This window comes from Pseudomonadota bacterium (assembly GCA_039028155.1).
Classification (GTDB): Bacteria; Pseudomonadota; Alphaproteobacteria; order SP197; family SP197; genus JANQGO01.
In genome coordinates, this window is the sequence record JBCCIS010000090.1 from 1 (window position 1) to 12,716 (window position 12,716).

At 63.6% G+C, this 12,716-nt stretch carries 11 protein-coding genes; 6 read left to right on the forward strand and 5 right to left on the reverse strand.

Annotated elements, in window-relative coordinates; genetic code table 11:
- The 3 genes from prmC to clpB form a co-directional block, all read left to right on the forward strand.
- Window positions 1-738 (forward strand): peptide chain release factor N(5)-glutamine methyltransferase (prmC, locus tag AAF563_24565; protein ID MEM7124472.1); only part of this gene is annotated, 738 nt, incomplete at its 5' end.
- 247 nt (window positions 739-985) lie between these two features.
- Window positions 986-1,492, forward strand: a complete 507-nt coding sequence (locus tag AAF563_24570) for a DUF4167 domain-containing protein (protein MEM7124473.1) — start codon at window positions 986-988, stop codon at window positions 1,490-1,492.
- 130 nt (window positions 1,493-1,622) lie between these two features.
- On the forward strand, window positions 1,623-4,217 hold the full coding sequence (gene clpB, locus AAF563_24575) for an ATP-dependent chaperone ClpB (GenBank protein MEM7124474.1): 2,595 nt from the start codon (window positions 1,623-1,625) through the stop codon (window positions 4,215-4,217).
- Window positions 4,218-4,331: 114 nt separating this feature from the next.
- Here clpB and AAF563_24580 read toward each other — a convergent pair whose 3' ends face one another.
- Both AAF563_24580 and AAF563_24585 read right to left on the reverse strand, forming a co-directional pair.
- Complete coding sequence (locus AAF563_24580; GenBank protein MEM7124475.1) at window positions 4,332-5,654, reverse strand: hypothetical protein; 1,323 nt, start codon at window positions 5,652-5,654, stop codon at window positions 4,332-4,334.
- A gap of 2 nt (window positions 5,655-5,656) precedes the next feature.
- On the reverse strand, window positions 5,657-6,808 hold the full coding sequence (locus AAF563_24585; GenBank protein ID MEM7124476.1) for a Rieske 2Fe-2S domain-containing protein: 1,152 nt from the start codon (window positions 6,806-6,808) through the stop codon (window positions 5,657-5,659).
- Between the two features lie 91 nt (window positions 6,809-6,899).
- Between AAF563_24585 and AAF563_24590 the strand changes: the two genes are divergently transcribed.
- Window positions 6,900-7,805, forward strand: coding sequence for a LysR family transcriptional regulator (locus tag AAF563_24590; GenBank protein ID MEM7124477.1), 906 nt, complete (start codon window positions 6,900-6,902; stop codon window positions 7,803-7,805).
- Window positions 7,806-7,814: 9 nt separating this feature from the next.
- On the opposite strand, the gene AAF563_24595 is transcribed toward AAF563_24590, so the two are convergent.
- From AAF563_24595 to AAF563_24605, 3 genes are all read right to left on the reverse strand, one after another.
- Window positions 7,815-8,591: an SDR family oxidoreductase gene (locus AAF563_24595; GenBank protein ID MEM7124478.1), complete on the reverse strand. Its 777-nt coding sequence runs from the start codon at window positions 8,589-8,591 to the stop codon at window positions 7,815-7,817.
- Between the two features lie 206 nt (window positions 8,592-8,797).
- Window positions 8,798-9,793: a TauD/TfdA family dioxygenase gene (locus AAF563_24600; GenBank protein MEM7124479.1), complete on the reverse strand. Its 996-nt coding sequence runs from the start codon at window positions 9,791-9,793 to the stop codon at window positions 8,798-8,800.
- 49 nt (window positions 9,794-9,842) lie between these two features.
- Window positions 9,843-10,520, reverse strand: coding sequence for a cupin domain-containing protein (locus AAF563_24605; protein ID MEM7124480.1), 678 nt, complete (start codon window positions 10,518-10,520; stop codon window positions 9,843-9,845).
- Between the two features lie 122 nt (window positions 10,521-10,642).
- On the opposite strand from AAF563_24605, the gene AAF563_24610 reads away from it, so the two are divergent.
- Together AAF563_24610 and AAF563_24615 are read left to right on the forward strand one after the other, a co-directional pair.
- Window positions 10,643-11,830, forward strand: coding sequence for a M24 family metallopeptidase (locus AAF563_24610; GenBank protein ID MEM7124481.1), 1,188 nt, complete (start codon window positions 10,643-10,645; stop codon window positions 11,828-11,830).
- Between the two features lie 125 nt (window positions 11,831-11,955).
- A partial coding sequence (locus AAF563_24615; protein ID MEM7124482.1) for a 2OG-Fe(II) oxygenase occupies window positions 11,956-12,716 on the forward strand: 761 nt, incomplete at its 3' end.

The window sequence follows — 12,716 nt, forward strand, 5'->3', positions numbered from 1 at the left end:
ACCGATCAAGTGCGCGCGATCGGTCATCGCGACGACTTGCTTGGTGAGCGCGATGCTAGCGCGTTCGCAACACTGATCGCACGACGAGAGGCACGTGAGCCGGTCTCGCAGATTGTCGGCACGAGAGAGTTTTGGAGTTTGAACTTCTGTGTCAGCCGCGCCGTATTGAGTCCGCGGCCCGAGAGCGAAACGCTGATCGAGTCGGTTCTCGATCATGTCGCCGATCGTTCCGCGCCGATGCGTCTGCTCGACCTGGGCAGCGGTACCGGCTGTTTGCTTCTGGCGCTGCTTCACGAACTGCCGGCCAGCACCGGTCTGGGCGTCGATGCCAGCGATGACGCGCTGGCCCTGGCGCGCAACAACGCCGCGCGTCTGTCACTGGGTGATCGCGCGGCCTTTCAATCGGGCGACTGGGCAGACGGGATGACCGGTCCTTTCGATGTCGTGGTGTCCAACCCGCCCTATATCGAAACCGCAACGCTCGCGGATCTCGAGCCGGAAGTGGCGACGTGGGAGCCATGCGGCGCGCTGGACGGTGGGGCCGATGGACTGGACGCCTATCGTCGAATCGTGGCGCAACTGAAGCCGATTCTGGCCGACGAGGGCATCGCGGTACTGGAACACGGGCCCGGCCAAGCCGACGCCATCGCGACGCTCGCGAACCAAGGCGGGCTAAGTGTCGTGGAACGGCGGCCGGACCTCGAAGGCCGGGAGAGGTGCGTGATTCTAAAAGGTTAACGGACTGGGGACAGGACGAAAAAAACTGCTTGGAAAGCGTGCGCTGGTTGGCTACCGTCCTCCTCGCACAGACCGGCGGAACCAAGCCTAGGGGCTTTGGTTGATGAGCAAGCGGTGATCGCCACCCTGCGTCGGTATCTGACTGCATCAGCGACGAAAGACTAGCAAAGCGGAGTGTTTCCTCCGTTATGGATGTCGTTTGTTTGACGCAGCGTTTCATCACTGACCGTGCGAGAGTGAAAAAAGCATGAGACCAGGAGGGTCGGGCAAGCGAGCCCGTAACAACCGTAACCATTCACGACGTGGTGGTGGCGGCGGTAACCGAAACCAGTCCTTCGACAGCAACGGCCCTGATGTGAAAGTGCGCGGCTCTGCCGCTCAGGTCGCCGAAAAGTATGCCGCCCTGGCGCGTGACGCGTCGTCGACGGGCGACAGAGTGGCTGCGGAAAACTATCTGCAGCATGCCGAGCACTACACGCGCATCGTCAACGCCAACAACGAAAAGGCGGCTGAAGCCGCGCGTGAGCGTGCGGAGCGGGAACGTCAGGAAGAGCCGCAGAGCGAAGCGGTTGTCGAGCGCACCGGAAACGGCGCTACCGAGCCGGCCGAAGCCGAGCAGGCCGCAGAGGCGGCCGAGGCCGCTGGAAAGCCCGCCGAGGCCACCGAGGCGGCGGCGGAAGCCGAGGCTACGGAAGCGAAACCGGCTCGCACGCGCAAGCGGAAGAAGCCTGAGGCGTCGCAACCCGCAGCCTGAAACCCGTTTTCCCCGATTCGGGACGTTTTGTGCCCTGTTTGGGGCCAAATCAGCGTTTCGGGCCTTGTGTGGCATAAATACAACACCATATCTTCGGTAAGAAATTCGCCTCCAAAGGGGATTCCGAAGAATGGACTTCGAGAAATACACAGAACGCGCGCGCGGCTTCGTGCAGGCGGCTCAGACGCTTGCGCTGACGCGTGGTCACCAGCGCCTGACGCCGGAGCACCTGTTGCAGGTGCTGCTGGCCGATGACCAGGGACTGGCAGCCGGCCTGATTCGCGTCGCCGGCGGCGATCCCGCCATGGCGCTGGCCGAGACCGAAGCCGCCCTGAAAAAGATGCCGGTGGTCGAGGGATCAGGCGCAGGCCAGATCCATCTATCGCCGGAACTGGCGCGTGTCTTTGATACCGCCCAGCAGCTTGCCGAAAAGGCCGGTGACAGCTTTGTCACGGCCGAAAGGCTGCTGCTCGCCCTGGCGCTTGCCGAAGGCACGCCCGCGGCCGGCATTCTGAAGAACGCCGGGTTGACGCCGCAGACGCTGGAAACCGCCATTGCCGATATGCGCAAGGGCCGGACCGCTGATACGGCGACGGCCGAAGACAGTTATGACGCGCTGAAGAAGTACACCCGCGACCTGACCGAGGCCGCCCGCGAGGGCAATGTCGATCCGGTCATCGGGCGCGACGAGGAAATCCGCCGCACCATGCAGGTGCTGTCGCGGCGCACCAAGAACAATCCCGTCCTGATCGGTGAGCCCGGCGTCGGCAAGACCGCCATCGTCGAGGGCCTTGCGCAGCGCATCGTCAACGGCGATGTGCCGGAATCGCTCAAGGACAAGACGCTGCTGACGCTTGACCTGGGCGCTCTTGTCGCCGGCGCCAAGTTCCGCGGCGAGTTCGAGGAGCGCATGAAGGCGGTCTTGGAAGAGATCGAGGCTTCGGCCGGCGAGCTCATTATCTTCATCGACGAGCTGCACACCCTGATCGGCGCCGGCGCTGCCGAAGGGTCGATGGATGCATCGAACCTACTGAAGCCCGCGCTTGCGCGCGGCATGTTGCACTGTGTCGGTGCGACGACGCTGGACGAGTACCGCAAGCACATCGAGAAGGACGCGGCGCTGGCGCGCCGGTTCCAGTCCGTGTTCGTGCCGGAGCCAACGGTCGAGGACACCATCTCGATCCTGCGCGGCCTCAAAGAAAAATACGAGCTGCATCACGGCGTGCGTATCACCGATTCCGCGATCGTGTCTGCGGCGACCCTCTCGAACCGCTACATCACCGATCGATTTCTGCCCGACAAGGCGATCGATCTGGTCGACGAGGCGGCGAGCCGTCTGCGCATGGAGGTCGACTCGAAGCCCGAAGAAATCGATGAGCTCGACCGGCGCATCATCCAGCTCAAGATCGAGCGCGAGGCGCTCAAGAAGGAAGACGATGCCGCGTCCAAGGACCGGCTCGAGAAGCTGGATAAGGAACTGGCTGACCTCGAAGGCCGCTCCTATGCCCTGACCCAGGAATGGGAGAAGGAAAAGGAGCAGCTGGCGGCCGCCCAGACGGTCAAGGAAGAGCTCGACAAGGCGCGCTTCGAACTGGAGCAGGCGCAGCGCGCGGGCGATTTGAGCCGCGCGGGCGAACTGGCCTATGGCGTCATTCCCGACCTTGAAGCGAACCTCGCCAAGGCCGAGGAAGCCGAAAGCCACCGCATCTTGAACGAGGAGGTCACCGAGGATCAGATCGCGGGCGTCGTCTCGCGCTGGACCGGCGTGCCCGTCGACAAGATGCTGGAAGGCGAGCGCGAAAAGCTGCTGGGCATGGAAGCGATCCTGGGCAGCCGCGTGATCGGCCAGAAGGACGCGTTGATCGCGGTCTCGAACGCCGTGCGCCGTTCGCGCGCCGGCCTGCAGGACCCGAACCGGCCGATGGGCAGCTTCATGTTCTTAGGTCCCACCGGCGTCGGCAAGACCGAGCTGGTCAAGGCCTTGGCCGAGTTCCTGTTCGACGACGAGCAGGCGATGCAGCGCATCGACATGTCGGAGTTCATGGAAAAGCACGCGGTGTCGCGTCTGATCGGCGCGCCTCCGGGCTATGTCGGCTATGAGGAAGGCGGCGTGCTGACCGAAGCGGTCCGGCGCCGGCCCTATCAGGTCGTCTTGTTCGACGAGATCGAAAAGGCGCATCCGGATGTCTTCAACGTGCTGCTTCAGGTGCTTGACGACGGCCGCCTGACCGACGGTCAGGGCCACACGGTCGACTTCAAGAACACGCTGATCATCATGACGTCGAACATCGGCGCGGAGTTCCTGGCCGACCTGCCGGCCGACCAGGATGTTGACGTCGCGCGCGATCAGGTGATGGACGCGGTGAAGATGCACTTCCGGCCGGAGTTCCTGAACCGGCTCGACGAGATCATCCTGTTCCACAGGCTGCATCCCGAGCAGATGGGCGCCATCGTCGACATTCAGCTGTCGCGTCTCATGCACCTGTTGGCCGATCGCAAAATCACGCTGGACCTGGACGATCAGGCGCGCAACTGGCTCGCCGAAAAGGGCTACGACCCCGTCTACGGCGCCCGGCCCTTGAAGCGGGTGATCCAGCGCGAGCTGCAGAACCATCTGGCCGAGCTGATCCTGAAAGGCGACATCAAGGACGGCGACCACGTCGCTATCTCCGCCTCGCCCTTGGGTCTCGTGATCAACGGCCAGGCGGTCGAAGAGGCGGCCTGACGTTCCAACCATCGATTACGCATCCCGGGTCGAACCCGGGATGCGACGTCGGTCTTGGCAAGCGCGCGGTGGCGCCGGATCACCGCGCCCCGGGACCTAATCAACGAACCGGCCTCAGCAGGCCGGACAGCCGTCATTCAGTTTCTGAAGCGCCGCTTGCGCGACATCGCTCTTCAGCCCGATCTGCTTGATCCGGGCCTTGATCATGCAGCAGGTCTGCTGAGCATTCGGGAACGCCTCGTCGGTCCAGTAGCGGTTCGCCTTTGTCCAGTAACCGATCTCATCCAAAAACGAGATGCCGAAGTAGAAGTCGGCGCTGACGGAATTGTAGAAATCGGGCACCTGTCTGAACGAGCCATCGGCATTCAAGGAGTCGTTCAGACACCACGTCAACGCGGCGGTGAGATCATCACGAATGGCCTGTTGCTGTTGTTCGCTCGCGAAAGGCCATGCGACACGGAGTATGCGTGCGACGTCATAGTTGTTGTGATTGTTGAACTGACCGTACGCGATCCAGCCATAGGGATAGGGTTTGTCCTTGATCCTGAGCGTCGTCTCGATGATGTCGGACAAATGCGCGATGTCGTGTGGATGGTAAGCGATCTGGTGATAGGAGAGGCTGAGGTCCGGTGCGCGAAACACCGCGCCGCCTGATTGATACCACGCGCCCCAGTAACCGGTCTCGGGGTCTTGCCAGGCATCGATAAAGTCCTGAAAGGCCGCGACATAGGCATCGTCGAACTTAAGCCCCGCGACCTCCCCACGGGCATAGGGCGCGACATCGTGTTTGAACAAGAGGGTCGCGAGCGATGCGGTAATGGAGCCGAGCTCGTCGCGCTGATTGACACCGGTCGACGCGATATCGGAAACGACCAAGCCGTAGAGATAGGCGCTTAGCGCATCAGGCTCGGCGATTCGGTCCAGGATTGTAACCGGATGTTCCGGAGCTTGACCCTTGCCGGCTAGTGTCTCCAGCGCGCCGGCTGTCGCCGAAACCTTCATGAACCACTCTTCGAAACACGAGCCCCAACTGCCGTCGTCCGGCGACTGCTGGGTGGCGAAAGCCTGTTCCTTGTTGTCGAGGCTGTTAGCGAGGTCCTGAAGTCGGCGATCGGCTCGTGACCAATCCGCCGTGTGCTCGATCAGCCATTTCGTTTCGAGAAAGATCTGGCGCGAGCATGCAACGTTAAGGCCAGCATCTTCGGCCGCGAACAGCTCTGTCGACAACTTGTCGAGTTGGTGCTGACGCTCAAGCCTTTCGCGCTGATAGTTGACGTCAAAGCTCAGGAACTCGCGCTCGATGACGGGCGCCAAATTATCGATATCAATCGGCGTCGGAAGGCTCGGCTGCTGATCGGACGCCATGGCGGACCCGGCGCACACCAGCACGCCGGCCAAGGCCAGACGGCCTATGCACCATAGGGACTCTGCGATCATGCCTAGGGCATGTTATCGCAGATCTGCCGTGCGAGGTACTGGCCGAACTCATAATTCGGCCGTTCCAAATGGCTCAGCCTGCCGGGCTGGGCGAGCGGCGCCTTGAGCCCGCGATAGACGCGCTCGACGCCAGTGCGGTCTTCCTCGTTGACCTCGTCCAGCAGCGTCTTCATCTCGTCCATGTAGGTCTGGCCCTTTTCGTCGTCGACGAAATGACGCGCCAGGCCGCCACCGTAAAGAATGTCGACCTGATCGACGCCCTTTGGCCGCAGCACGAGATACCAGAAGTAGCCGGGCGTCAGCGTGATCATGTGGCTGGGATAGATCGTGATCAGCGCCGTCGTGCGCCGCCACTCGCCCGACAGGTAGTCATTGTCGGGGTGGGCGTTACCGATGGCCAGCGCCGACTCCTTGGTGATCCAGTGGTAGTTGAACGTCGGCTCGCCCTCCGGACAGTCCATTTCCTCGACCTTCGAATACGGTCCGACCGTCGCCTTATGGAGCGCGAACAGGTGATAGCTCTCCATGAAGTTCTCGGCGAGCACCTTCCAGTTGGTGTCCCAGACATGCTCCTCGCGGAACGTCTCGACGTAGTCACCCATGCGGTAGCGTCCGGTTACTTTCTCGCTCAGGCTCGCCAGGTGTGTGGCGACCGGTTCGATATCCGGGTTCAAGGTGACGTAGATCCAGCCTTCCCAAACCTCCGAGCGCACGTCCGGCAGCTTGCAGCCCTTTTTGCTGAAGCCGGGACTTTGATCCATGTAGGGCGCGTTCTTCAGCGTGCCGTCCAGGCCGTAGCTCCAGGCGTGATAGGGGCAGACGATCATGCGCGTGTTGCCGCTGCCGTGCAGCAGCGTGCTCATGCGGTGCAGGCAGACGTTGGAATAGGCGCGGATCTCGCCTTCGCGGTCGCGCAGCACGATGATCGGCTGGCCGGCCAGTTCGAAGGTCAGGTAGTCACCGGCCTTGGGTAGCGACTCCGCGCGCCCGACGCACACCCATTCGCGCCCGAAGATGTGGGCCTCCTCCAGCTTGACGAAGTCGGGCGACGTATAGATCGCCGGCGGCAGGGCGCGCGCCTCGTCGAACCTCTGTCCGTCAATGGCGCTAAGCGCGGCATAGGCGTCGCCCGCCATGTCGACTGCGTGTTCCATGATGATTTCCCGTCATAGGCCTTTCCGCCATTGTATGCGCCGGCTTAGGTCATATAAAATACATTTAGTCGACTCATAAACCATATCAGGTATGGTCAATTTCACACTCAAACAGCTGACCTACTTCTCCGCCGTCGCCGAGCATGGCGGCATTGCCCAGGCGGCACGGGCGCTCAACATCTCCGAACCCGCGATCGCCAGCGCCGTCGACAAGCTGGAGCAGATGCTGGGTTTTACGCTTCTGGTGCGCCGTCACGCGCGCGGCACCGAGCTCACCTCGGTCGGGCGCGAGGCCGTGTTGATCGTGCGCCAACTTCTGGCCCGCGCTGACGAGGCCGACCGGCGTATGCGCGAACTGGGCGCCGACCTGGAAGGCGAACTCAGGCTCGGTTGTTACGAGACGCTGGCGCCGTTCTATCTGCCCGGCCTCCTGCACCTGATGCGCCGCCAGCATCCCAACATCGATTGCGTGGTGTCGGAAGGGCGCGGCGACGAACTGACGACGGCGCTGGCAGACGACGCGATCGACTTGGCGCTGTGCTACGACATGAACCTCGACCGGCGCGGTCTGGTGCTGGAGCGCGTCGCGAGCCTGGAGCCCTATGTGCTGTTGTCGGGTGACCATACGCTCGCCAACGAAGACGGGATCAGCCTGAGGGCGCTTGCCGACGAAAGCTACGTGCAACTCGACTGGCCGGCGACGCGCGAACTGTTCGCGGCGATCCTGGACCGCGGCGGCCTGGCGCCGGCGATCGCGTTGCGCTCCCAGTCCTTCGAACTTGTCAGGAGCGCGGTCGCCAACGGCCTCGGGTTCTCGCTGCTCTATGCGCGCCCGGCAAGCGACATCGCCTATGACGGCAAGCCGATTGCCTGCCTGCCGATCAAGGAACCGATGCCACCACTCGATATCGTCCTGGCGCGCCCCAGCCGCGGCCGTTCCGCCGACGTCCTGGCCGCCTTCACCGCGACCGCGCGGGCTTACTTTTCGGGACTCTGATGTCTGGCGTCAGGCGATCCCTGTCGGCGCTTCCGGCAGGATCTGGCCGCCGTCGACGATGATGGTCTGGCCGGTGACGAACTTGGCTTCGTCGCTGGCGAGGTAGAGCGCGGCATAGGCGATGTCCTCGGGTTCGCCCAGCTGGCCCATGGGAATGGCGGGGGTCATGGACTCCTCATGCTCGCGGCCGGCAGCCGTATCTGCGGGACGGACGCGAATGTTGCCGGGTTCGACGCCGTTGACGGTGATCCCGTTCTTGGCGACCTCCAGGGCGGCCGAGCGCATGAAGCCGTTCAGACCGGCCTTTGAGGCGCCGTAGTGGGTCCAGCCGGGAAAGCCGACGCGCGGCCCGGTGATCGACGAGGTAATGACGACACGCCCGTAGTTCTGCTTGATCATCTGCGGCAGGCACGCCTTGACCGCGCGGTAAGCGCTGGTGAGGTTGGTGTCCATCACCTCATCCCATTGGTCCTCGCGCATCTTGACGAGTTCCGTCGACGGGAAGATGCCGGCGTTGTGGGCCAGGATGTCGATGCGTCCGTAACGTTTCTTGGCTTCGGCCGCCATGGCCTTGACCGCCGCGCTGTCGGTGACGTCGACCTCAAGAAACGACGCGCTGCCGCCGGCATTGACGATGTCGCGTGTCGTCTTTTCGCCGCGCCCGACATGGCGGTTGGTCACCAACACATCCGCGCCTTCGCGCGCGAAGACCTTGGCGATCGCTTCGCCGATACCGCGCCCCGCGCCCGTGACGATCGCGCACCTGCCGTCAAGTCTGCCTGTCATGCCGTCCCCCTGATTCGTGATCGCGCGCGAACCGCGCCCGCGCCATTGTGGAGTGAATAGCCGCAGAGTTCGATGGGAACGGTGTTTTCTCCTGGTTAAGCTTGCATCACCGGCCCACTCCCCCGCCCGGCCACCCCGAGGATGCTGCCATGGGTGGCCGGGAGGGGGAGTGGGCTGGCGCCGGCCCTGCGCGAGCGGGAAATGATCTACGGCGTCAGCGAGACCACGGGTTTGACACCGGCCACGCGGATGCCGCCGCGCACGGCGCCGTCTTCGAGCGGTCCGTAGCGTTCGGCGAAGCCGGGCGGCAGTTGCCGTCCGGGCCGCGCGGAGAGCCATAGGCGGAGCAGGTGGCGCTTTTGCGCGGGGTCGGCGTGATCTTCATAGGCCGTGCGCGCGTGCAGGATCTGGTGGTTGTGCAGGAACTGCATATCGCCGGGGCGAAAGTCCATGTCGAACCGGAAGGCGTCACTGGCGGCCAGCGCATCGACCATGTCCATCGCTTCGTTCTGGGCCTCCGTCAGGCGCGTCACACCCGGCCTAGATTGCGCGGCGCGGATGAAACTCCTGGCATAGATCGCTGTGATATGGCCGGCGAAGTCATGAAAGATCGGCAGGTCGTAGGTCGGGCCCTTGCCGTCCGGGACTTCGCCTTTGCGGTCGACCGTGAAGTGCTGCATCAAAACATGGGCGAGGTCGGGGCGTTTCTCGGCGATCTCGTTGTAGATCGCGGTCGAGCTTGCCAGGCTGCTGGCGCCGCCCTTGGCGGCGGGCTTCAGGCACAGCAGGCCGACGATGTCGCAACTGTCGGTGTGAAACTCTTGTGCCGCGCGCGTGGTGTAGATGCGTGTCTTCGGACTGTCAGGATCGTTGCCGAGATCACGCACGTGACCCAGCAGGTGGCCGCGCGCGTTTTGCGACACCGGCTGGCCCAACCGCGTGCCGATGATCCAATACGCCGCCGCCGTCGTCTCGAGATCCCAGCGGTCGACCGGCAGGCCACGCAGCAGCACGAAGCCGCGTCCGGTGAGAACGTCCGACGTCACATCGGCCAGAAGCTGGTCGAGCTCGGGCAGGGAAACGTCCTCGTTGCCGACGGTTTCGAGAGTGCGTCCGTCGGCCAGCAGACCGCCGGCGGCTGCCTCCAGTTCGTCGATGTGGTCGTCGGATAAGCCCACCAGCCAGTCGGTGCGCTGCGCCATCTCAGGCCCATGCCAAACGGCTGGCCCCTCGACGTGCCGGAGCCCCGCGCTAGACATCGCCCAGGTGCCCCGACTTGACGTAGAGCCGACATCCGCCGTCCGTCACCGCAGTGTGGCGGCTACCGGCCGGATAGCGCACCCAACTGCCGGCGCCATAGGTGCCGTGCTCATCGCGATAGCCGCCGTCCAGCACGAAGACCTCCTCACCGGCCGGATGGACATGCTCGGGGACACTGGTACCCGGTTCGATACGCACGTGGGAGATCCGTTCGGGGTGATCGGGTTCGTGGTAGAGGTCCTGCACGGTGACGCCCGCGACGGCACCTTCACGCCAGGGCGCGCTCGCCGTGTCGACCTTGATCTGGTTGCGGTCGAGGCCCGGGTATTGCCGCAGTTTCACAAACAGGACGCAGCCGTCTTTCGATCGCGGCGCATGGCGGAAGCCTTCTGGGTTCAGCAAGAAACTGCCGGGCGGGTAGTCGCCGTGTTCGTCGGAAAAGACGCCCTCCAGCACGAAGATCTCCTCGCCATCGGGGTGGGGGTGCTGGTGGAATGCGCTGTCGGCGTCGTAGCGCACGATCGAGGTCACGCGGCCAGCCTCCGCCGGCCCGCTCAGTTCGAGGCGCTTGCGCCAGACCGACGGGCTCGGGCTCGCCTGCCATTTCATCGTGGCCGTGTCCATGACGGCCAGCGCCGAAAAGTCGTCGTTCAAAGCGTTGTCGGACATGACGTCTCCGTCCGTGTTCCCCCCGATAGATAAGCCATCTTTGGCGCCATCCCAAGACCCCGGCCGCTTGGCGTGTTGTCCATCTGCGGCTAGCGTTGGCGCATCGAAACGCGGAGGGGCACATGGAGAGCGGATTGTTTCCGCCCGACGAGTACGAAAACCGCTGGGCGGCGGTCAACCAGGCGATCAGCGATGGCGGTTACGACGCCGCGGTGATCTGGGGCAGGGGCGGTGGCAGCTATGACCGCTGCGGCGATGTCCTTTATCTGACCAACCACTATTCCTGCGCCTCCGGGCAGGAAGTCGATAATCCGCTCAATACGGCCCGCTCGTTCTACGCTGTCATCATGCGCCCGGGCGAGACACCCGAACTGATCATCGACGAACCGGACCCGCGGCGCGAGTTGATCGCGACCGACCGGGTCGAGGGCAGCAGCAATCCGATCGCCGCCGCCGGCCGTCGGCTCACCGAGAGCGGCGCCCGCAATGTCGTGCTGGCCGGCAGTGACTTCTTGCCCATGCGCTATTGGTCGATGCTGCAGGACACCGCGCCGGACGTCACCTGGTCGACGGACGATCTGCTGGTGCAGCGCCCGCGCCGCGTCAAGAGTGCCCGCGAGCAGGACCGCTTCCGCGAGGCCGGCGCGATCGCGACCGAAGCGCTGGACGCCTTGATGACCGGCTTGGTCGGCGGTGCCAGCGAGGCCGACGCCGTCGCTGACGCCGTAGCGACACTGCTGCGCCGAGGCGCGACATGCCAAATGATCCCGGTCGCCCATGGAGAGCAGATCTCTCGCTGGGCGACCAATCCCTTTACCGGCTGTTCGACCGACGTGCCGAAACAAGGTGACCTCGTGCGCGGCTGGCTCGATAGCATCATCTATCAGGGCTACTGGCTCGACCCCGGACGTACGGCGGTCGCAGGCGGCAAACCCAGCGGCGACCAACGCGCCTTGATCGAAAACTGCATCGCCATCGTCGACGCGGTGATCGACGCCATCAAACCGGGCGTGCTGGTGCACGATGTCGCGCGCCTGGGCGATGAGATAAGCGCGACGTTTGCCGAGGGCGGCAGCCAGATGAACGATCAATGGCCGCTCTACGGTCACGGCACCGGCCTCTATTGGGAGCACCCCTATATCGGCGTGAAGATGTCGGCGGCGGAAGACCGTATCGATGCCGGCATGGTCCTGGGTATCGAGGCCTTTCTTCATATCGACGGTGTCGGAACGGCGGCCCACGAACAGAACCTGATTGTCCATGACGACGGCAATGAGATCATCACCCACTCGCCGATCACGTGGTGGTAGAGGTCCGTTTTTCATGAATCGCGTGAATGAAACTGCATCGGCGCGATGATTGGACGATTGGCAAAAGGCTTGGATAGTGTTCGCCCTTAGTCGACTGACCGGTGTTCTGAAGGTGGCGTTGCCCGATGCACGACATTCTCGACCTTGATCGTTATCCCCTGGACCAGCCGGGGTCCGAAGGTTATGCGACGCTTGTCGAACGTTGCCGGCGCGCTCTCGATACCGACGGCCTGTTCAACCTCGACGGTCTCGTCCGCGAGAGCGTTCTCGATGGAATCGTGGCCGAAGTCGCACCTTATCTGCGTGACTACGCGTTCACCCACAGCCGGCGGCACAACATCTATTTTCTGCCCGAGGTCGATGGCCTGCCACGCAGTCATCCGGCACTGACAGAGTTCGATACCGTCAATCACACGGTGTGCGCGGATCAGATTCCCGAAAGCATGGTGTGCCGGATCTACGAGTGGCCGCCGCTTGCCGCTTTCCTGGCCGATGTCATGGAAAAGCCCGTGCTCTACACCATGGCCGATCCGCTCGCGCGCGCCAATGTCATGGCCTATCACGATGGCGAAGCGCTGAACTGGCACTTCGACCGTTCGGAGTTCACGACGACACTGTTGTTACAAGCGCCCGATGCGGGCGGTGACTTCCAGTACCGCCAGGGTCTGCGCAGCGACAGCGATCCCAACTACGACGGCGTGGCTAATCTGCTCGAAGGCCGTGATCGGGCGGTCACGACTTTGCCGCTGGCGCCGGGCACGCTGAATGTCTTCAAGGGCAAGAACACCGCGCACCGGGTGACACCGGTCGAAGGCGATCGCGATCGCATCATCGCTGTCTTCTCCTATTACGAGGACGCCGGTGTCATGTTCAGCGAGGCCGAACG